This is a genomic window from uncultured Tateyamaria sp. (genome assembly GCF_947497045.1).
GTDB lineage: Bacteria > Pseudomonadota > Alphaproteobacteria > Rhodobacterales > Rhodobacteraceae > Tateyamaria.
In genome coordinates this window covers 1-20,729 of record NZ_CANMEU010000021.1, presented here as the reverse complement: position 1 = coordinate 20,729, position 20,729 = coordinate 1, and the positions used below count along the sequence as shown (strand labels likewise).

20 protein-coding genes and 3 pseudogenes are annotated in these 20,729 nt (G+C 55.5%); 19 read left to right on the top strand and 4 right to left on the bottom strand.

The genetic code is table 11. The features are described 5' to 3' along the window. Positions 1–105: 105 nt before the first annotated feature. A pseudogene (locus Q0859_RS20920) lies at positions 106–1,290 on the bottom strand (ISNCY family transposase); the annotation flags it as partial. A gap of 117 nt (positions 1,291–1,407) precedes the next feature. After that, positions 1,408–2,412, bottom strand: coding sequence for a LacI family DNA-binding transcriptional regulator (locus Q0859_RS20915; protein ID WP_299154996.1), 1,005 nt, complete (start codon positions 2,410–2,412; stop codon positions 1,408–1,410). Between the two features lie 296 nt (positions 2,413–2,708). Between Q0859_RS20915 and Q0859_RS20910 the strand changes: the two genes are divergently transcribed. The 6 genes from Q0859_RS20910 to Q0859_RS20885 all read left to right on the top strand — a co-directional run bounded on the left by Q0859_RS20910 (position 2,709) and on the right by Q0859_RS20885 (position 8,849). Continuing rightward, on the top strand, positions 2,709–3,974 hold the full coding sequence (locus tag Q0859_RS20910; RefSeq protein WP_299154994.1) for an ABC transporter substrate-binding protein: 1,266 nt from the start codon (positions 2,709–2,711) through the stop codon (positions 3,972–3,974). Positions 3,975–4,090: 116 nt separating this feature from the next. Then, positions 4,091–4,936 (top strand): sugar ABC transporter permease, encoded by an 846-nt coding sequence (locus Q0859_RS20905; protein WP_299154992.1) that lies wholly within the window; start codon positions 4,091–4,093, stop codon positions 4,934–4,936. Further along, positions 4,933–5,778 carry a carbohydrate ABC transporter permease gene (locus Q0859_RS20900; protein WP_299154990.1) on the top strand — a complete coding sequence of 282 codons (846 nt, stop codon included), beginning with the start codon at positions 4,933–4,935 and terminating at the stop codon, positions 5,776–5,778. The genes Q0859_RS20905 and Q0859_RS20900 overlap by 4 nt, the downstream gene beginning before the upstream one ends. A 30-nt stretch (positions 5,779–5,808) precedes the next feature. After that, complete coding sequence (locus Q0859_RS20895) at positions 5,809–6,852, top strand: ABC transporter ATP-binding protein (RefSeq protein WP_299154989.1); 1,044 nt, start codon at positions 5,809–5,811, stop codon at positions 6,850–6,852. A 21-nt stretch (positions 6,853–6,873) separates the two neighbouring features. Beyond that, positions 6,874–8,151 (top strand): trehalase family glycosidase, encoded by a 1,278-nt coding sequence (locus tag Q0859_RS20890; RefSeq protein ID WP_299154987.1) that lies wholly within the window; start codon positions 6,874–6,876, stop codon positions 8,149–8,151. Next, the gene (locus Q0859_RS20885; RefSeq protein ID WP_299154984.1) at positions 8,148–8,849 is read left to right on the top strand and encodes a D-lyxose/D-mannose family sugar isomerase; all 702 of its coding nucleotides are present in this window, start codon (positions 8,148–8,150) and stop codon (positions 8,847–8,849) included. The genes Q0859_RS20890 and Q0859_RS20885 overlap by 4 nt, the downstream gene beginning before the upstream one ends. 140 nt (positions 8,850–8,989) lie before the next feature. On the opposite strand, the pseudogene Q0859_RS20880 reads toward Q0859_RS20885, so the two are convergent. Continuing rightward, positions 8,990–9,322, bottom strand: a pseudogene (locus tag Q0859_RS20880) (Si-specific NAD(P)(+) transhydrogenase); the annotation flags it as partial. 71 nt (positions 9,323–9,393) lie between these two features. On the opposite strand from Q0859_RS20880, the pseudogene Q0859_RS21585 reads away from it, so the two are divergent. Next, positions 9,394–9,615, top strand: a pseudogene (locus tag Q0859_RS21585) (helix-turn-helix domain-containing protein); the annotation flags it as partial. 152 nt (positions 9,616–9,767) lie between these two features. On the opposite strand, the gene Q0859_RS20875 reads toward Q0859_RS21585, so the two are convergent. Continuing rightward, positions 9,768–10,358, bottom strand: a complete 591-nt coding sequence (locus tag Q0859_RS20875) for a TetR-like C-terminal domain-containing protein (protein WP_299154983.1) — start codon at positions 10,356–10,358, stop codon at positions 9,768–9,770. A gap of 125 nt (positions 10,359–10,483) precedes the next feature. Between Q0859_RS20875 and Q0859_RS20870 the strand changes: the two genes are divergently transcribed. The 12 genes from Q0859_RS20870 to Q0859_RS20815 all read left to right on the top strand — a co-directional run bounded on the left by Q0859_RS20870 (position 10,484) and on the right by Q0859_RS20815 (position 20,728). Beyond that, positions 10,484–10,963: an ester cyclase gene (locus Q0859_RS20870; protein WP_299154981.1), complete on the top strand. Its 480-nt coding sequence runs from the start codon at positions 10,484–10,486 to the stop codon at positions 10,961–10,963. A 52-nt stretch (positions 10,964–11,015) separates the two neighbouring features. Next, positions 11,016–11,504, top strand: coding sequence for a nuclear transport factor 2 family protein (locus Q0859_RS20865; RefSeq protein ID WP_299154978.1), 489 nt, complete (start codon positions 11,016–11,018; stop codon positions 11,502–11,504). A 71-nt stretch (positions 11,505–11,575) separates the two neighbouring features. Further along, positions 11,576–11,980, top strand: coding sequence for a hypothetical protein (locus Q0859_RS20860; RefSeq protein ID WP_299154976.1), 405 nt, complete (start codon positions 11,576–11,578; stop codon positions 11,978–11,980). A 158-nt stretch (positions 11,981–12,138) separates the two neighbouring features. Continuing rightward, positions 12,139–12,516 (top strand): luciferase family protein, encoded by a 378-nt coding sequence (locus tag Q0859_RS20855; RefSeq protein WP_299154974.1) that lies wholly within the window; start codon positions 12,139–12,141, stop codon positions 12,514–12,516. 61 nt (positions 12,517–12,577) lie between these two features. Then, complete coding sequence (locus Q0859_RS20850) at positions 12,578–13,012, top strand: hypothetical protein (protein ID WP_299154972.1); 435 nt, start codon at positions 12,578–12,580, stop codon at positions 13,010–13,012. A gap of 54 nt (positions 13,013–13,066) precedes the next feature. Further along, positions 13,067–13,492, top strand: coding sequence for a hypothetical protein (locus Q0859_RS20845; protein ID WP_299154970.1), 426 nt, complete (start codon positions 13,067–13,069; stop codon positions 13,490–13,492). Between the two features lie 232 nt (positions 13,493–13,724). Further along, on the top strand, positions 13,725–14,336 hold the full coding sequence (locus Q0859_RS20840) for an RICIN domain-containing protein (RefSeq protein ID WP_299154968.1): 612 nt from the start codon (positions 13,725–13,727) through the stop codon (positions 14,334–14,336). Between the two features lie 181 nt (positions 14,337–14,517). Beyond that, positions 14,518–15,066 carry a ferric reductase-like transmembrane domain-containing protein gene (locus Q0859_RS20835; protein ID WP_299154965.1) on the top strand — a complete coding sequence of 183 codons (549 nt, stop codon included), beginning with the start codon at positions 14,518–14,520 and terminating at the stop codon, positions 15,064–15,066. Between the two features lie 2 nt (positions 15,067–15,068). Beyond that, a complete protein-coding gene (locus Q0859_RS20830) occupies positions 15,069–15,380 on the top strand; it encodes a PepSY domain-containing protein (protein WP_299154962.1) in 312 nt (103 codons plus the stop codon). Between the two features lie 128 nt (positions 15,381–15,508). Then, positions 15,509–16,792, top strand: a complete 1,284-nt coding sequence (locus Q0859_RS20825; protein ID WP_299154958.1) for an efflux RND transporter periplasmic adaptor subunit — start codon at positions 15,509–15,511, stop codon at positions 16,790–16,792. Continuing rightward, the gene (locus Q0859_RS20820; protein ID WP_299154957.1) at positions 16,789–19,911 is read left to right on the top strand and encodes an efflux RND transporter permease subunit; all 3,123 of its coding nucleotides are present in this window, start codon (positions 16,789–16,791) and stop codon (positions 19,909–19,911) included. Before Q0859_RS20825 ends, Q0859_RS20820 begins: the two co-directional genes overlap by 4 nt. Positions 19,912–19,978: 67 nt before the next feature. Continuing rightward, the gene (locus Q0859_RS20815) at positions 19,979–20,728 is read left to right on the top strand and encodes a siderophore-interacting protein (protein WP_299154956.1); all 750 of its coding nucleotides are present in this window, start codon (positions 19,979–19,981) and stop codon (positions 20,726–20,728) included. Position 20,729 lies beyond the last annotated feature (1 nt).

Sequence of the window (20,729 nt, the reverse complement as noted above, 5' to 3'; positions counted from 1 at the left end):
CTTAACTAAGCCCAGATGAGCGACGACTCCTCAAAGTCAAACCGCCATCTGTCTCAAACCATTTGATGACGGACACTGTCTGTCTCAAAGGCCGTGACGGGTTACAAGATGCTTGTTCTCAGTTATCGCGGCGTGCGTGACGCGCTGTTGGTGTGGATCGATGATGCTGCAGGGTAGGGCGACACCTTTGGCGCGCACCTGAATGCGCCCGTCCGGCATCTCATAGACATCGACGTATTTGCCAACCAATCCGCGTGTCAGATCGTTGACCTCCAGTCGAATGCGTTTGCGGTCATACTTGAGCGTCAAATCCTTGGTGACATAGCGTTTATCGCGCAGACAGAAGACCTCGGCGAAGCGATCTGGTTCGATGTTCAAGGCCCGGTGCAGGTTGTCCGACTTGGCTGGAGCCTTTGCAAACTTGGCATTGTAGCGCTCTACGAAACCCGCAAGGAACGTGTTGCCATCATCCATGTTAGAGATACCTGCGATGCGCAGTTCCTTGACCAGGCGGTCTTGCAACGTGCGGTTCGCGCGCTCGACGCGGCCTTTGGCTTGGGAAGAATTGGCGCAAATGATCTCTATGTTTAACTCCGCGAGGGCGCGCCCGAATTGGGTCATGCCGGTCATGTGTTCATTAGGTTTTGGAACGCGGAAGACGGTATGCTTGTCGCTGTAGAAGGCAACGGGGCGGCCATGCTTCAGCAGATAGCTTTCCAAGGCCTCGAAGTAGCTGAACGTGCTCTCGGATGTGACGAAACGCAGCTCCATCAATGTGCTGGTCGCGTCGTCGATGAAAACGAGCAGGGTACAGGGATCGCCTCGATCCTCGAACCATCTGTGATCAGACCCGTCGATCTGGATCAACTCGCCGAAGCATTCCCGACGCAAGCGCGGCTGGTGGAATGTCCGGCGTTGTTTGCGAGACAGCCAGATACCATCTTCCTGCATCCATTTGCGAACCGTCTCGCGCGACACTTTGAGTCCGTGATGTTCGGCCAGCATCTCAGCGGCCAAGGTCGGCCCGAAGTCGGCATAACTCTCCTTGATAAGGCTCAGCGCATAGTCGCGCTTGGCATGATGAATGCGGTTGTTTGGGGATTTGCCACGCGCCCTGTGCCGGATCGCCGACGCACCATCCTGCCGATACCGCTTCAACAGCCGGAATATTTGCCGCCGTGTCAGGCCCAGCATGTTTGCCGCGTTGTCCACGCTCAACCGACCATCATCGACCTGCGCCAGCACCTCCACACGGTTCAGCTCGCGCTCGCTCATAATCACCCATCCCATGTCTGCTCACCCTCATTGATTTTTGAGGGCAGAGTGACATTCCTGAATTGCTCACGGGTGACATTTTAGCTTTGCGGCTACAAGTTCTATATCGCATAAGTAGTCTTATGTTAATTTCTAACTATTGAGTTGAACGTGAGCCGGTGCACCAGTGGTTTCTCGCAATAAAAGCTCCGCAGAGATTTCCACCGCCGTAGCCGGGAGGTCCGGATCTTCAATTCGGTCGAGTAACGCACGCGCTAATTTGCGCCCTAGCTTATGGGGAGACACAGCCATCGTCGACAAGGGTGGCGTGGAGACGGCAGCATCTTGAATGTTGTCAAAACCGATGACCGAAACATCTCGACCGGGAACAAGGCCCGCCCTCGTGACAGCCAAACATGCGCCAAGTGCAACCATATCACCGTTGCATACGACAGCAGTCGTATTTGGATGAGCGCTTAGCAATGCCGACATGGCGTCGAGCCCGGCAATCTTGTTATCCTCAGAGTCCCACACGACCGAGGGCGCCAAGCCAACCTCTGCCATGACCTCTTCATAGCCCGAGATTCGTTGCTTGCGCACAATTGTCAGGTCGGTGCCACCGAGATAGGCAATTTGTCGATGCCCAAGGTCCACGAGATGGCGAGTGGCGATCGATGTCGCCTCGGCGTTTCGAATTCCAACATGATCGAGATCGCGACGCACATTTCGTAGAAACGTGACGACGGGAATTCCCTGCGCTGCGAGAAGGTCGAAAGTTTCGTCGGAAGTGTCGATAGCAGGTACCCACAGCAGCCCACCGCGGCCGTGGCGAATAAAGGCTTCAAGTTGACGTGCCTGGCGCTCGTGGTCATCACGCGTATCGACGATAGAAACAAGGTACCCTTCCGCTTCCAACAGATCGACGACACCGCTGACCACTTCGGCATTGAACGGGTTACCGAGTTGGTTGATGACAAAGCCGATTTCACGGTTTTCACCTGACCGCATCGCGGCGGCACGCGAGTTCGGCACGTAGTGCAGGTCTCGGGCTGCCCTCAACACTTTCTCACGCGTCTCTTCGGATATCCGGCCAGCTCCACGCATGACTTGACTGACGGTCGGAATAGATACGCCAGCCTCACGCGCAACAGTATTCAAGGTCGGCTTTCGGGACACGCTTCTGCTCGTAGATAGATACAACGTTACACCAAGAAATGGCGCAATTCGCGCGCCCTTGCAACTGTATTTCGCTCCATCAAGCGCGTATGGCCCGAGAATTTCCGAGAAATCTGTTGACAGTAGATATAACGTTATATCATATTTTTGGCAGGGGGAGATTCGTCAAGCACCACCACTTTGCCCGCATCCAACCCGAGGGCGCCGAGCTAAACGCGCGGTGACGGTCGAACGAGCGCCATCTTTGAAGATGGCCTCATATAATTTTGGGAGGAAACATGACCCTACTATCGAAATTCTTCGTTGCCGCATCCAGCATCGCGATATCCTGCTCAGCGGTTGCCGCGCAGGCCGAGGTGCTGTTCTGGTCGACGCAAGCAAAGCCGGTTGAAGAAGCGCAAGCCATGCGTGAACAGGTGCTTTCTGGCGCAGGAGAAGTAGACTACCAGCCAAACGACGGTGGCCCATGGATCACACGGCTTAACGCCGAGCTCAGCGCCGGCACAGGGACCATTGGTGTTTTGGGCGCACTTCATGGCGACTTTTCTGCGATGAACACGGATGATCTGGTTGATCTTGATGATCTGGGGCTTGGTGCTGCGAGCGATACGTTTAACAACCTGGCAAAGCTCGGCACTGGCAACGCAAAATACATCCCCTGGATGCAGGCCAGCTATATCATGGCGGCGAACAAGAAGGCGCTTGAACACCTGCCCGAAGGTGCCGACATCAACACATTGACCTACGATCAACTGATCGCTTGGTCGACGAATGTTATGGAAGCGACAGGGGAGGCCAAGTTCGGCTTCCCCGCAGGCCCCAAAGGCCTGAAGCACCGTTTCTTCCAGGGTTACCTTTACCCGTCCTATACAGATGGCGTTGTGCGGACATTCGCATCGGACAAGGCCGTCGTCGCATGGGAAAAGATGCGAGAGCTTTGGGCGGTGACCAACCCAGGCTCAACCAACTTCTCGTTCTTGCAAGAGCAGCTTTTGAACGAAGATGTCTGGATCGCCTTCGACCACACGTCGCGTCTTGCGGCTGCATTTAACGAGCGCCCGGATGACTTTGTCGCCTTCCCGGCACCTGCCGGCCCAGAAGGCCGTGGCTTCATGCCGGTTATTGCCGGTGTCGGCATTCCGCGCACCGCGCCCGACATGGAAGCGTCAAAGGCGCTGATCGCGCATATGCTGAAGCCAGAGACGCAAATCGCGACACTGCGTGCCACGAACTTCTTCCCAGTGGTTGATGTTGAATTGCCCGGTGATCTGCCGCCATCAGTTCAGGCCGCTGGCAATGCAGTCGCGATCATGAGCGCCTCGCCCGATGCGAACCCGGGTCTGCTTCCTGCGGGTCTAGGCGATAAGGGCGGCGACTTCAACCGCGTCTTCGTGGACACGTTCGAGCGCATCATCCTTGCTGGTCAACCCATCGAGGCGGTGCTTGAGGATCAGAAAAAGACCCTGAAACGCATCATGGATGAGACAGGCGCGCCCTGCTGGGCTCCTGATGCTCCGTCCGAAGGCGCTTGCCCGGTCGAGTGAACCTCCCAAGGGTGCTCTGAGCAGCACCTTCCTGAGTCCGGGCCGCTGGTCGGCCCGGACACCCTCCGCAAAGTTATCGAAATCTGCGCTTAGGCGTCAAATCGGGGAGCGGTCTTATGAACCCGCGTCTTTTGCCCTACGTATTGATTTTGCCGGTCACGCTGTTTTTGTGCCTCTTCTTTCTTTATCCGTTTGTGCTGGTTGCACAGCAGGCATTCAGCAATGGCTCTGGCTTTACAATGTCCAACTTCCGCGATGTTACCGAACATTGGAAGTTCCCTATTTCGCTTAAGAACACGTTTCTGCTCGCGCTCGCCGTGGTGCCGATCCAGCTGGCGCTGTCGCTTTTGATGGCGACGATGGTCACCAAGATGAAGAAGGGGCGCGATCTGATCCTCTATGTCTGGACCATCCCGCTGGGCATCTCGGATCTGGCCGCTGGTATCATCTGGCTCGCGATCTTCGAGCAATCCGGCTTCCTGAATTCGATGATGGGTGGCCTGGGGCTGATCGACAGCCCAACGAATTTCCTGAGCTATACAAGCCCTGTCATGGTCTTCGTCGCAATCATGCTTGCCGAGATTTGGCGCGCCACTGCGATTATGCTGGTGATCCTTGTGGCCGGTATCGGCCTGATCCCGAAAGAATACTATGAAGCGGGTGAAGTCTTTGGTGCCACGCCATGGCAACGGTTCCTGAAGATCACATTGCCGATGCTGCGCCCGTCGCTGCAAACAGCGCTGGTGCTTCGGGTTATTCTGGCGTTCGAGGTCTTCGCAGTTGTCCAGGCCCTTGGCGGAACATTGTTCCCCGTGCTTATGGGCGAGACATATGCCTATCAGTTTGAACTGCTCAACGGCGGTGCGGCTGCAGCGATTGCACTGATCATCCTTGCGATCTCGATCACCTTCACCCTGATCATCATGCGTGCCCTGCGCGTTCCGAAAGGAGCTACGATATGACCGCCGCAACAACTGACGTGGCAGAGCCCAGCCAAGACACGCGCAAAGCAGGCCGCTTTGTCTATGTCGCCGGTGTCGTCCTGCTTTGTGCCTGGGTTCTGGTGCCGCTCTATTTCCTGCTGATCAATACGCTCAGCTCTCCAGAAGCGGTGAACGCCTATCCAAAGTCGTTCATCCCAGAGTTTGATTTGGGAAGTCTGACCTTCTTTGCAGGCTTCGACGGTATCCTTACGGCGCTGAAGAACTCGATCCTGGTGGCGGCCATGACCATGGTGATGTCGATCCTTATCGGGGCACCCGCGGGATATGCGCTGTCGCGCTTTGAGTTTCGGGGAAAGGAACTGTTCCGGCTCTTGATCCTTCTGACACGCGCCTTCCCATTGCCCTTGCTGGCATTGCCCCTGGCGGTGATGTTCATCCGCACTGGGATCGACGACACTGTCTTCGGCCTGGCCTTGGTGCACACGACACTGGCTATTCCCTTTGCGGTTCTCATCACCTTCTCGCTCTTCTCGGGAATCCCGATCGAGCTGGAAGAGGCCGCATGGACCCTTGGCTGCAACCGTGTGACGGCGTTTCAAAAGGTGATCCTGCCACTGGTTCTTCCGGGCATCACGGCATCGGCCATCTTTGCCTTCGTAATCTCGTGGAATGAGGTGTTCGCGGCCGCCGTGCTGACCATCGAGAACCGAACACTGACCGCGTTTCTGCTGCAGAACCTCGACACCTCTCCTCTGCACCTGAAATTCGCAGGTGGCTTCATTCTTGTCGTGCCAGCGCTGATCTTCATCTTCGCTGTTCGGAAATACCTCTTCGCGATGTGGGGCATCGCCAACCGCTAAGCGCGGTTGCCAGATAAAGGAGCCCAGAAAATGGCTGTTATCGAAATCAAAAACGTCGCGAAACGCTTTGGCGAATACCAAGCATTGCACGACATCAATTTGACCATCGCCGATCAGGAATTCATGGTCCTGTTGGGGGCCTCGGGTTGCGGCAAATCCACACTCTTGCGGATCATCTGCGGGTTGGAGACGGCAACAGAAGGCGAGATCTGGATCGGCGGGAAGCGGGTGGATCACCTGGCACCCAAAGATCGCGGCATCTCGATGGTGTTCCAGAACTACGCGGTGTTCCCGCACCTCACGGTGTTTGAGAATATCGGCTTTGGTCTGCGCATGCAGAAAATGTCGAATGACGACGTCAAACGCCGTGTCGAGCGTACGGCGGGTCTGATGCATATCGAGCAGTTGCTGACGCGTTACTCGGGCGAGCTTTCAGGCGGTCAGCGGCAACGTGTCGCCGTGGCGCGCGCTTTGGCGATGGAGCCGGATGTCATTTTGATGGACGAGCCGCTGTCCAACCTCGACGCTTTGCTGCGGATGGAAATGCGTGCCGAGCTGAAAGGCGTTTTGGCCGAAAGCAACACCACCGCGATCTACGTGACCCATGACCAGGTGGAAGCCATGAGCATGGCAGACCGGATCAGCGTCATGCACGAAGGCAAGATCGTCCAGGCGGCTTCGCCGATTGAAGTATATCGCAACCCGGCGGCAGAGTTCGTGGCAGGCTTCATTGGCAACCCGCCGATGAACTTCCTTGAAGCGACGCCGCAGGGTGGCGGGAAATTCAGCGTCGCAGGTCATTCGTTCGACGGACCGTCTGCAGCGAACTCAAACCTGCAATTCGCCATCCGTCCTGAAGACATGACACTGGCCGAAAACGGCTTCCCGGCAGTTGCGAAAGTGGTCGAGCCTTTGGGGGCGCATCTGCTGGTCACTTGTGAACTGGATGGTAAGCTGTTCCGAGCCATCCTCGACAGCGAAATGCAGGTTAAGCCCGGCGAGACGCTCAAACTTGCTCCGGTTAAAGACCGGATTCGTTGGTTTGATCCTGAAACAACTCTCGCTGTGGCCTGAGCAATTAGAAAGTATTCAAACGTGGCTCAAACACTTGTCGATCACGCCGTGGACATCATTCGCCGCAATGATCAAGGCTCCTATACGGTGCCCACGCATGGCCTGTACCCGTTCCAATGGAATTGGGATAGCGCACTGACGGCTTTGGGGATTGCGTTCTATGATGAAGAACGCGCCTGGGTCGAGCTGTCGACCCTCATGAACCACCAATGGGACGACGGTTTGGTGCCCCATATCGTGTTCCACAAAGAAGATGAGGGGTATTTTCCGGGGCCTGATGTCTGGCAAACCGGGCGCAAGGTCCCGACCTCGGGGATATCACAACCGCCTGTTGCAGGGTTTGCGGCGCGCAAGCTGTTTGAGCGTGCGAATGACAAGGTGCTTGGCACTGCACAAGCCAAAGCACTCTTGCCGAAAATCGATGCATGGCACGATTGGTTTTATCGCTGTCGTGATCCAGAAGGGACCGGGCTTGTGGCCCTGATCCACCCCTGGGAGTCTGGACGGGACAATTCGGTTGACTGGGATGCTGCGTTTCAGCTTGTACCCACGGATGGGGTGATGCCCTTCCAGCGGCGCGATCTGGAACATGCAGATGCCAGCCACAGGCCGACACAGGCCCAATATGAGCGCTACATCTATCTAGTCCAACTTTTCCGCAACTTGGGCTGGGACAATTCCAAGCTCCATGCGGCCTCGCCGTTCCAGATTGTTGATCCCGGGTTTAACGCCATACTGATCAGATCATGTTCAGACCTGGCAGAGCTTGCGGATGATCTGGGGGAACCAGAGATTGCCGCACGAAATCGTGCCCGAGCCAATAAAGGCGTGGCCGCGATGGAAACATTGTGGAGCGAAACCTATACTCAATACCTGTGCTATGATCGCAAGGCGGGCCAGCAGGTGGACAACCCGTCAATCGCTGGTCTGCTAGCAGTTGTCGCTCCGATTCCACCAAACCGAGCGCAACAAATTGGCGCGCGGATCATGGATCTTGGCGAGAGTTGCCGTCACCTTGTGCCAAGCCAACCGGTGATATCGCCTCATTTTGACGGCAAGCGATATTGGCGTGGCCCGGTCTGGCTGATTGTGAACTATCTGATCTCTGACGGGCTGAAATCCGCAGGCGAAGAGGGCGTGGCGGAACGGATCATAAGCGACAGCCTCGAGCTGATCTCAAACAGCGGCTTTGCCGAATATTATGACCCAACTTCAGGCGAACCTTGCGGCGGTAAAAGCTTCACCTGGACCGCTGCCATGGTGATTGAGTTCCTGACCCAATCAAAGGCGCAAAAATGAAGCGTTCGCGCATCAATCAGATCATGGCAGAAGCCGACGCCATGATCCGCAGCCATGGCTTCACCCTGCCGCAATTCGCCTATTGGACGCCAGACGACTTCCGCGCACGCAAGAAAATTGCGACCCGGATTATCGAAGCGAGGATGGGCTGGGATATTACGGATTACGGGCAAGGTGACTTTGATAATCTTGGCCTGTTTCTGTTCACTCTGCGCAACGGATCTCTGGCAGATCTGCAGCGCGGCGGTGGGATGGTTTACGCCGAAAAGCTGCTGATCTCGAAACAAGATCAAATCAGCCCGATGCACACGCATGTCATCAAATCGGAAGACATCATCAACCGTGGCGGTGCCACAATGGTGATCGAGCTCTTCGGATCCGACGACAAGGGTCATTTCGATCCCGATCGCGGGGGCACCGTGATTTGTGATGGGATCAAACGCACTTTCGCGCCGGGCGAAAAATTGAAGTTTGCACCCGGTGAGAGCATCACATTGATGCCCGGTGATTGGCATGCATTCTGGGGTGAGGGCGGCGATGTTCTTATTGGGGAGGTGTCCACTGTGAATGATGATCTGACAGACAACATCTTCCGTGAGCCCATTGGTCGCTTTGCCAAGATTGACGAGGACGAGGCCCCTACTCACTTGCTGGTTTCAGATTACCGCTCTGAGTTTCTGGTTCAGTCCAGTCTTTGATGTCACGCAGGAAAGAAGAATGCAGCAATCGTTGGCTTGGGTATCGCTGTCATGGCTTCTATTTTCGTTGACACTAAGAACATCAGACCAACCTGAATCCGAATAGCATTTCTATGCTACAGAACCGTCGCAAAGAAATTCTACTCTGCTGCACCATTATTGTCCCAGGGCATCCTGTTCCAGGCATCCAGCGCGGCAATTTTATAGGCCTCTGCTAGTGTTGGATAGTTGAACGTGTTTTCCACAAAGTACTCGAGTGTCCCCTGTAAGTTAATCACCGCCTGACCGATGTGGATCAGTTCCGTGGCACCTTCGCCAACGATGTGGCAGCCCAAAAGCCGCCGTGTCTTGAGCGAGAACAGCATTTTCAACATGCCGGACCCAAGACTCATGATATGCCCACGCGACGTTCCGCGGAACCTTGCGATACCGCATTCATAGCCAAAGCCTCTTTCCCGGACTTCCTCTTCGCTCCATATCGGCTGCGATAAACCAAAAATCCTCCGTTACGAAAACCTCAAATCTGTCCCACAAGCGCTGACGCCAGACAGAACGTGACCTCATTGTCGAGCGCACACAGGCCGGATTGAAGGTCGCCGCAACGCGCGGCAGAAAAGGCGGGCGCAAGCCTGTCGTAACGCCCAAAAAGCTGGAGCAGGCACGAGCCCATATCAGCGATGGATTGACCGTCCGAGAGGCCGCTGCCCGCCTCAAAATCAGTAAAACCAGCCTCTACAACGCTCTCAGGGACCGAAAAACGGGCTGAAAACGCCGATGTTCCTGTAAAGTTCGTACGAGCCGGACAATATTGTCACTTTTATGCAGTGACCCCATTGACATGAGATCCAGACGTTGGCCCCGTGGTAACTTGATGCTGAGATCGCCAACAAAATTTCGGGTTGGCGTCTGATGTTTCTGTCATTCCTTAGTATTACCTGCTGCAAAATGCGCCATACGGCAGATTTGGTCTACGTGTTGCTCCAGCCAGTGCTGGTTGAGTGGTTCGTGCAAAACCAGTTTTCGGAAGTAAGGAACGGAAATTGCAACTTCAATGAGTTGGTTGATTGGGGCCGTCGCGTGGATCTCTCCGCGCTCAATCGCTGCCTGAAATACCGCCTCGACAAATGCAAACCTATCTTTCATGAATCCTGTGATCACCTGCTTTGCTTCCTCATCGCTCGTTGAGGCTGCAATAACATGAGGCGCAACGCGCCCCCATGGCGTTTCATTGAGGGCATCGACCAGAATCCCCAACAACCAAAGCAGGTCCGCCCGCAACGGGCCGTCAGTCCGAGGAGCAACGTTCTGTGGCGTCGCGATTCGTCGAAAGGTTGCATCCCTGAGCGTTTTAACGTCGGCCCAATGGCGATAGAGGGTACTGCGCGAAATTCCCGTGGCTTTTGAGACAGCCCCATGATTGAGCGCTAAAACTCCGTTTTCCAACAGAATTTTCTGCGATGCCTTAAGAGCTTTCTCTCGCGTGAAAGTTATTCTCGGATCTTCGGTCACGACGCTTCCAAATACTATGCAACATTTCGTTGCATAGTAGTACAACTTGTTTCATAAAGCCCTCACAAAGGGCTCAATCTTGAGTCTGAAGTCAAGTTAACTCAAACGATCGATGGAGAACATACATGTCTTTTGCGCCTAAAACCTTGACGGGGGCCGTGATTGCTTTTTCGGCAATGGCTGGTTCGACACTCGCAGACAATGCAGGAACTGTGCAGGCATTCTATAACTTGTTGTCGAACCCTGGTTCGCAAGCAAGCTCAGATGCATTCGTCGCCGCGACAGCGGATACTTGGGAAAGTGTTGGTGACTACAGTGGCAAAAATAAGTCACGCGACGCCTTTTTGGGCCAAGTCGGTGGGTTTGCAAAGCTGATCCCGGACCTGAACTGGGCAGTACAAGACATGCATGAAGACGGAAACTTTGTGACAGTTCGCAGCCGGGCCACTGGTACGCCAGTCGCCCCGTTTTTCGGCGTAGACGGACAGGGGCGCAGCTTTGACATCATGACAATCGACATCCACGAGGTGGTCGATGGCAAGATCGTTCGTTCCTACCACGTCGAAGATTGGGCTGGAGCCCTTCAACAGCTTTCTGGCCGCTAGACTTCAACAACCACATGACTGCTGGCCATTTCTGACCTCAATGGAGACTAACATGTTCAAAAACGCGTTTCTATCTGCCGCACTGATCGGCGGTTTGTCATTCAGCGCACCTGCAACCGCACAAGATATGGATCCTGTCAGCCAAGCCACCTTCGATACAGCCATGGCGTTCATGGGTGCGATGGGCAACGGCGACATGGAAACAATGATTTCGCTGATGGATGACGAAATGGTTTGGCTGAACGGAGGCGACAAAACTGTGCCTTGGATTGGCCCTTGGAAAGGTCAAGAAGAGATTCTTGAGTTCCTGCAGACGTTCAGTGCCAACTGGCAAACCACCAAATGGGAAAATGAAGATGTCTTTGCCCGTGGCGATACACTCGCTGTCTTTGGTCAAATGAATGGGAAAATGGCCAAGTCCGGCGCTGACATTGGCGAGTTCACGTTTGGCCTGCGGGTCAAAGTCAAAGACGGCAAAATCGTCTTGTGGAATTGGCTAGAAGACACCTTCGCCGTAAGCAACGCATACCACGGGCGTTGATCCGCAATTCTACACTCAGGTCGCGACTGAAGGTTGCGGCCTGTTTCATTTGGTCAAAGGGGATCAGTCGCATGGCACAGTCCCATAAGAACAAATTCAGCCCACCCGGCATTTCGATCTGGGTCACCATCTTTTTGTGGATCGAAATCGCTTTTGGTTTTGTGTTAGGCATCCCAGCCCTGTTTGGATCGGGCTTGATGGAAACCCATACAATAGGATGGGATGGCCGGGAATTGGGTGATGGAGTTGGTGCATTAGTGGCGGCTTTTTTGCGCGACGCCGCCGCTTGTCTTGTCATTTTTCTGGCCGGCGTGTTTCGCGAGCTTAGTGATGCTTTGGAAGCCTTCGCTGAAAAACCAGATAACTTCGTCTCTGCAGGTGGGGTATCTGTTTTCATGTTCATCGGGGCGCTGTGTGCCTTGGCCAGCTATTGCGCGCTGCGTTTCAACGGCATCATCAGGGGAAGCGAAATATGACTCAAGCACATCGGATTGCAGCAATAGTTTTGATCATGGCTCTGGTACCAGTTTTTGCTTGGGGACAGTCTATTGATCTCCCGGAACGCGCAGGCCCTCGCCAAGTTACCACTGGTTCTGTGCCGCATGTCTAGATCAACCCACAGACCAAACCGGAAATGTCGCGGCGACTGTTGGAAGCGGTGAGCGCTTTTGAAGGGATCAAACTTGAAGAGACTCGTATCGGGTTTCCCGGATCGATCGGGTTCAATCTTGATCGAACAGTGCCACTCGCCAATCCAGCATCAATTGTAGTGGGCCGGGAAATCGCGCATATGCATCCCGACGGAAGTTTGCATGCAGCGCTTGATCCTGCACTCGCAGAACGAGCGATTGCTTTGGGCTGGGCCGAGTCTCATCCTTGGGCAAACCGCCGCCCTGGGTGGGAGGGTTTTGTGATGATCTTCGTGCCGACCAATCAGGACGAGCTGAATGTTGTCATCGCGTTGTTGAAAGACAGCTACCGCTACATCACCGGGGTATCGCCGGGCGCATGAGCATTGAGAATGGCGCTTGCAAGCAAAATTCTGGACCCGCACGAATTTAGGAGCGACACACGTGTTCAAAAGCTCACCAATCCCGCTATGGGTGAACCTGCTCATGGCTATGCTCATCGCATTCATGGGCATACAAATCTTCTGGTTCTATTTCGATCATGCAACGCTGCTCGGCTATGGCATTTCCATAGGCGGCGCTCCTGATCTGAATGTCATATACAGTACAGCTGGCAGGCTTGTCGCGATGACTGCTGTTACAATCATCGTGCTGTTCACGCAAAATCCCCACCAAATTCTCGTTGTCCTTGGCATGAGTATTTTGCGCGAAGGCCAAGAAATGCTGATTGATCCGCTCTTCCCATATGCAAATGCGCCTGCGTCTCCGCTTGCGGATTTTGGTGTTCATGTGGTGATCGTAGCGTTGGAGATCGCGGCCTTTCTTTCGGTGATAAAGAGGGCAAAACCGATGGATAGCAGGGCGCGCGCTGCGCAATGACTGCACTCCAACATTATCACAACACTTGGTTCTCATTCTTAGAAAGGACATCCAATGCTCAGAACACTGAAACGAACTTCATCAGTTGCCATCATTTGCGCTGTCACCCTCTGCACCCAGCCCGCCATTGCGCAGTCTGAAAAAAACGAACACGTACTTGATGGCACAACCATCGACTGGAGTTATGACGCTAACGGCGCGCGCATGGTTCTTTCTTTCGAAGACGGGATGGCACAATACGAGTGGGTTGCAGGTCGGCGCGCTGGCAACAGCGCAAAAGATATTCCATATCGATCGCGTGAAATGAGCGATGGGCTTTTTGTGCTCAGCTGGGATCAGTCTGCACGCCCCGATTTTATCACGCTCATTTTCGATCTGAATCGCAACATCATGTCCTCGACGGGATTGATTGGATACGGCACAGACAATCAGCGGAACTTATTCCAAGCGGGCACGGTCCACAGTGCAAAGCGGCAATGATACAAAATTCATGTGCGGGCCGTATCTGATTGACATGCTTGGAACTAAGCAAAGATCATGCGTTCCACCCGCGACCGTCGAACGCAGCACAATAAGTCTATTGGCAAGTATCGTACTGATGCATTGATCGACCCTGCTCAAAACGTTGCTTGCTGTACCAACCTCCCAAAGCGAGCGAACAGAAAACACTTGATAAGGCCCAGCTTTCGAATAAAACAAGGAAATCCCAAACATGTTTAAGAAATCGTTTCTGTGCGCGATCATCACTTTCTCAGGAGCGCAGTTCGCCAGTTCACAACCAGCCGAGCCAGATGCCCTAAATGGCGCTGACGCGGCAACCTACATTCGTTCCGCTCTGCCATTGGACGAGCCCCGCCATCTCTGCATTGATATTCCTGGCCATGGCGACGCTGTTGAATTGGACGGTGAATTCATAGTTCATACCTGCAAGGACGGGATGTGGAATCTCGATCAACGATTCCAATGGTCAGTTGATCGATCGGAATTGGAAATGCCGCAATACGCGAAATGTTTGGCCGTAAATCACCCGAGCGCGGGCTCCCCAATTGTGTTAAGCGATTGTGGGTCGCCAATGACTGGATGGACAAGCCAGGGCGCGCGACTAAAGTTTGAGTCAGATCCGTCGCTTTGTATTACAATCGCAGATGGTCCCTCAGTTTTGACGCCTTTTGCAGCGAAGTTTCCGGCACATTACCTTGTACGTGACTTAACGCTTGAAGTTTGTTCAGACGCCGCTTTCGAGCGGCAGCTTTGGTCGGTCGCGCAACCACTTGATCTAGAATCGATATTGCTACCGCCGAGTGGCAGCTGGCAGGTAAACTGAGGGACGTACTCTTCTGCAGGGAATTGGAGATCCCCAAAATAAATCCCAAAATTCTTCGACGGAAACGTCAAGACCAGCCGTTCTAAATTACAGCGTCTCCCATTGAGGGTTCTTAGTGTTCCGCAATCTACTGCTCCATCGGTTTTTTATCTGGGCTGTTTTAGCCTTGCCATCGATCCCGATGACGGCAACCTTGCTGTCAGGCACTACTGGTCCCGATGGCATGCCGATGACGCAGATGCTGCTGCATCCAACCGGCGAATTCAGCGCACGTTTCTTGATCATCGCGATGATGTTGACGCCCCTGCGGATGCTTTTCCCAAGCTCGGGCTTTGTGCGCTGGCTGATAAAGCGGCGGCGCTATATCGGTATGGCCGCGTTCTTTTATGCCCTGCTACATACGCTACTCTACCTGGTTGATATGGGCAGCCTGCGTGCCATTCTGGGCGAGTTCCTTGCCCTGGGCATCTGGACAGGCTGGCTGGCGATGGTGATTTTTGTGCCCCTCGCCGTGACCTCGACTGATGGGGCTGTGCGCCGCTTGGGCCCGCGTTGGAAAACGCTGCAACGTTTTGTTTACATAGCGGCAGCGGCAACCTTGGTGCACTGGATCTTTGTGCACAACAACCTTGGCCCTGCGCTTGTACATTTTCTGCCTCTGGCAACACTTGAGACATACCGCGCCTTTCAGTTCCTACAGAAACGCAACAGAAACCCACAGGAGACTTAACCATGTCCTTCAAACTGTCCCTTGCTGTACTTTCAACCGTCCTTGTTTTGCCTTTGAGCGCTGGCGCGACCGGCGTGCATACATGCGAAGCCACCAACAAGGCCGACTGGATGAGCAAAGCTGACCTCACCACCAAACTGGAATCCGAAGGTTGGTCCGTGCGTTTCATGAAAGAGGACGGCGGCTGTTGGGAAGTCTATGGAACCACACCAGAAGGCGAGCGGGTCGAAGGCTATTTCCACCCAGTCACGGGTGCTCCAGAATTGATCGGCCAGCGCGGTCGCGTCCTGTTCAAGGCCGGATCAGACGATTGACCTGACCCTGCCACCAGTGCCAACTGTTACTGGCGATACAATACTGACGTAACAGGATTGGACCTGCTTTCATGGACTTCAAGCCGATTCTAATTGTGCCACCCGTTGTTCTTGGAGTCTTGGGCTTCATGTGGATGACCCAACCCAAGGAAGACCCCGCAACGCCGCCTGCGGAAATCAAACAGGCCGTTCGGTTTGAGACCGTGGTACCCGCCCCTGTTGTGCTGGGTGCCGAAGGGTTTGGCCGGGTGACGGCGGTGCGCGAATGGTCCGCTGTCAGCCAGGTGGATGGCCGGGTCAGCGAAATGCTTCAAGGGCTTGCCATTGGTGCAGTGGTTGAGGCAGGTACGCTGCTGGTCCAGGTTGATCAGACCGATTTCATATTGGCGATCTCCAAATCGGAGGCGAACATCGCCGCAGCTGAAGCCAGCCTGAATCAATTGACACGGCAAGAAGCGAACTCCCGGAACCTCATGGAGGTCGAGCAGCGCAGCTTTGACGTAGCCCAGGCGGAATACGACCGGATCCAGCAGCTTTTTGAGCGAGGCACAACAACGGGCACAGCGCTGGACGCGGCCAAAAAGACGCTGCTTGCAGCCGAAAACTCCATGGTCAATCTGAACAATGCGCTGGCGCTTTACCCGTCGCAGCGCGCCTCGGCGCAGGCCACGGTGGCCCTGCGGCAGGCAGAACTGGCAGAAGCGCAAAGAGGGCTGGCCAACACCACCATCAGCGCCCCTTTTCGGGGCCGTGTGTCCAGTGAAGCGGTGGAAACTGGGCAATTTGTGCGCACCGGGACCGAGTTGCTGAAACTGGTGGCTATTGATCAGTTTGAGGTGGTGGGTGCCTTCAGCCCGCGTGATTTCGGCACACTGGTGCGGGGCGCGCTCAGCGATCGGTTTTCCGGCACGGGCGAAATTGATGCCACAGACGTCATCGGGTTTTTGAATGAGGTTGGCATCGGGGTTTTTGTGACGGTTGACACCGCAAACGGCACAGTACGTTACCCTGCAACCTTGACCCGTTTTCGCGGCTCAATCGATGACGCCACCGGCACCGTTGGCCTAGCCGTCAGGGTGGATGATCCGCTGATGGTGGACACCACAGCTCAGCGTCCGCCGCTTGAGATCGGTGGCTTTGTCACTGTACGCCTTGAAGCCGCCCCGGCGGACAACGTCATCACCGTCCCCCGCGCTGTCGTGCGTCAGGATGATGCGGGCCAAACCTTTGTTTATATGGCAGATGCGCAAGACCGATTGGCAACGGCCTTGGTCACACTTGGCCCCGTGGTGCGGGAGCGGGTAGTCGTCTCAGAAGGATTGTCAGACCGAGATCGTGTCGTGCTTTCGGACCCGCGCCCCCCTATTGAGGGGCTGGCCCTGACAATGATTCCTCAGGATGGCTCGCAATGATCGGCTATTTTGCGCGCCACCCGGTGGCCGCCAATCTGCTGATGGTGCTGATCGTTATCTTGGGTGTCTCTGTCATCACCGGTCTGGAACGCGAAACTTTCCCGCGTTTTGCCGCCGATACTGTGCGGGTCAGCGTCGCCTATCCCGGTGCCTCGGCGCTCGACGTGGACGAAGAGATATGTGCGCCCCTCGACACTGCGATTGGTGGCACAACGGGACTTACCGACTTTGAATGTCTGTCCCTGGAAGGGCGCGGTGTTGCAACGGCTGAGCTGAGTGAGGGTGGCAACCTCATCCAGTTCTTCAGCGACGTGTCTTCAGCCGTATCAGGTGTTCAGGACTTTCCTGATGCAGCTGAAACCCCCAGCATTGAGATTGCTGCCCGCGATGATCTTGTTGCCCTGATCGCGGTCTCTGGCATCTCCGGCAAAGATGGGTTGATCGGGTATACTGATGAACTCGCGGATCAGTTGTTGGCCCTCAACGGCGTTTCGACCGCGCAAGTATCGGGCATCAGTGATCGCGAATTACAAGTGACTTTTGATCAGCAGGCACTGCGCGAATTTGGCCTGACCAGCAGTGATCTTGTAAACGCGATTGAGGCGCGCTCATTCCGCCAACCCCTGGGCAGTGCTGCGTTCTCGGACCGCAATCTGGTGTTGCGCTATGCTGGTGCCAGCCGCACGGTGGCCCAATTGCAGGACCTGATCATCATTGAAACGACGGCCGGTGGCGTGGTCCGCCTGTCTGATCTGGCAACCGTGTCACTGGTGGACAGTGACGAAAATGCGCAAAGCTTTATCAACGGTGATCCGACTGCCATAATTTCGATTACCAAGTCCGCCGATGATGACAGCATTCGGGTCTTTGAAAGCGTCAATGCAGTTCTGGAAGCGGAGCGCGCGATTTATCCGGATCCCTTTGACCTTACAGTGATCAACAACCTCTCGGAGTTGGTCGAGGAGCGCATCAATCTGATCGTCGGCAATATCGGCATCGGGCTGGTGCTGGTCTTTGGCACCATGTGGCTGTTCTTTTCCCTACGCCAAGCCTTGTGGATCTCTGCCGCGCTGCCTGTATCGTTTCTTGGCGGGCTGTTCATGATGGGGCTGTTGGGCATCACCATTAATATGATCACGCTGATCGCCCTGCTGATGGCCGTGGGTTTGATCATGGACGACAGCATCGTGATTGCCGAAAACATCGACAAATGGCGGCGCAAAACAGGCCCGCTCGAGGCAGCGACCAAAGGCACGATGGAGGTCCTGCCCGGCGTCATGGCCTCTTTCCTGACCACGGCCTGCGTCTTTGGCCCACTGATGTTTCTCAGCGGTGATTTCGGACAGATCCTCAAGTTTATTCCGATGGTCTTGCTCATCACGCTTGCGTTGTCACTGGTCGAAGGCTTCCTGATCCTTCCCCATCACCTAAGCCACCGTGAAGGCGATCCGGATGCGCCAGTCAAATTGCGCATCGCTGAAAGGGTTCTGGAGTGGGTCCGCGAACGTGTGGTCATGCCAATCGCCACGACGCTGACCCATTTTCGCTACTTCACTCTGGGAAGTGTCATTGCTGGTTTCATCCTCTCTGTTGGGCTGGTTGCCTCAGGCACGATCAAGGTCATCGGGTTCCCGTCTAGCGAAGGCGACACGGTTGTGGCGCGCGTCGCCCTGACCTCTGGCATCGCCCGTGAACGCACAGTTGAGACGGTTGACACCTTGCTTGCTGCCCTTGAAGAGGTCGATGCCGCGCTCACCCCAGGCACGGTAGGTGGAGCTGATTTGGTTGAACGGGTGCTGGTGCAATACGGTGTTAACCCGGATGTGAACGATAACGGATCGCGCACGGCGACGATCACGGTGGACCTGCTGGAAAGCGCACTGCGCAACGTCGCGGCCGATAGTTTTCTAGAGCAGTGGCGCCTCACCGCCGGGCCATTGGCAGATGTGGTGCAGATCAGCTTTGTGCAGGCCGAAAGCGGGCCCGGGGGCCTGGATCTGGATGTTGAGATCACCGGGCGTACCCTGACCGAAGTGGAGGCGGCTGCGAGTACATTGTTGAGCGACCTGCTGGCGCGCGAGGACGTAACCGAAGCCTATCAGGACTTCTACGGCGGGCGGGACGAGGTGCAGATCACGCTCAACACATTTGGGTATTCCACAGGGATGACCCCGCAATCCTTGTCTGGGCAGTTACGCACGGCGTTCCAAGGATCAGAGACCGACAGCTTCCAATTTGGCGCGAGCGCGCGCACTGTACGGGTGCAATTGGCCGACACGATTGCCAATATCACGGAGCTTGAGCAGTTCCCGATCATCCTTGCCAATGGGGCGCAGACCTCACTGGCCACTGTGGCTGACATGGTCGCAACCGACAGCTATCCCAGCGTGTCGCGTAAGAACGGGCTGGCCGTCGCGCGGGTGCAGGGGCAGATTGATAATGCGGTGACAACCTCTGGCGCGATCTCTGCTGTGGTGCTGGAGGAACTGGCCCCGAAGCTCACCGTCGATTTTCCGAACGTGAACGTCAGCATCGCGGGCGCAACGCAGGAACAGCAGGCCTCCATGGCGTCGATAATCAACATGCTGGGGCTGGGGTTGATCGGCGTCTACATGGTGCTGGCGTTCCAGTTCCGTTCTTACAGTTTGCCGATCGTGGTGATGCTGTCGATCCCCTTTGCGCTGATTGGCACGTTGCTGGGGCACTGGGCGTTAGGGCTTGACCTGTCGATGCCCAGCCTGATCGGATTTGCCTCGCTGGCGGGGATTGTGGTGAACAATGCGATCCTGTTTCTGACGTTCTTTCAAACTCACCTGAAGGGCGATGATTATGTCGCCGCCTCGCTGAATGCGGTACGCGAACGTTTCCGCCCGATCTTGCTGTCGAGTTCAACCACGTTTGTAGGACTGTTGCCGATCATATTTGACAGCTCTCCGCAGGTGCAGACGCTTGTGCCGCTGGTGGTCTCCGTGGCCTTTGGCCTGCTGGCCGCGATGGTGTTGGTTGTGCTGGTGTTCCCCACTCTGCTGTCGATCTACTTTGACATCTTCAGTCTTCGCAAATGGACGGGTTCGTTTGATGCGCCGGCCTCTGAAAGCCCTGAGAAACGACCAGCCTGAGGCTTGATCCTCACTGTTGCACTTCTATATCCTACTATATTAGTCAGAAATAACGTAAGGACCCTTTATGAATGTACTCGCGACCGCCCGCAAAAAGCTCAGCACCCTGTCAGGGCGCCCGCAGCCCCGAATTCTGACAGTCAAGAAAGCGTGGTATCTGACCCCCAACATGATCCGCGTGACCTTTGCTGGGCCCGAGCTTGAGGGCTTTCCCGAGGGACGCGAAGGCGGTAATTGCAAGCTGATGCTGCCGGACGTGGGCGAGAGCCGCGGGGCTTTTGCCGCACGGTTCCAGGGCGGACCTGCCCCGTTGCGCCGCACCTACACTGTACGTCACTACCGCGCTGATACCCAAGAGCTGGATATCGACTTTGTGGCCCATGGTGACAACGGCCCGGCATCCCGTTGGGCAAGCCATGCAACCGCCGGCGACTTCCTTGGCTTTATGGGGCCAAGCCCGGCAAAGGTGACCAGCTTTGATGCCGACTGGTATCTGGTCGTCGCTGACCCATCCGCTCTGCCCATCGCGGCTGCCACGCTTGAGGCCATGCCGCGCGACGCCAAAGGTGTGGCCGTGTTCGAGATCACCGCCGCAGAGGACCGCCAGCAGATCGACGCGCCTGAGGGCATCGACATGCACTGGCTGGTGCACCCTGATCCCAGCACGCCTTCAACGCAGCAGGTGGATTTTGTTCAAGGGCTGGACTGGCCTGAAGGCCGGGTTCAAACCTGCATTGCCGGAGTGTCCGTCATCAAATGGTTTGAGACAGATGGCGGTTTGACTTTGAGGAGTCGTCGCTCATCTGGGCTTAGTTAAG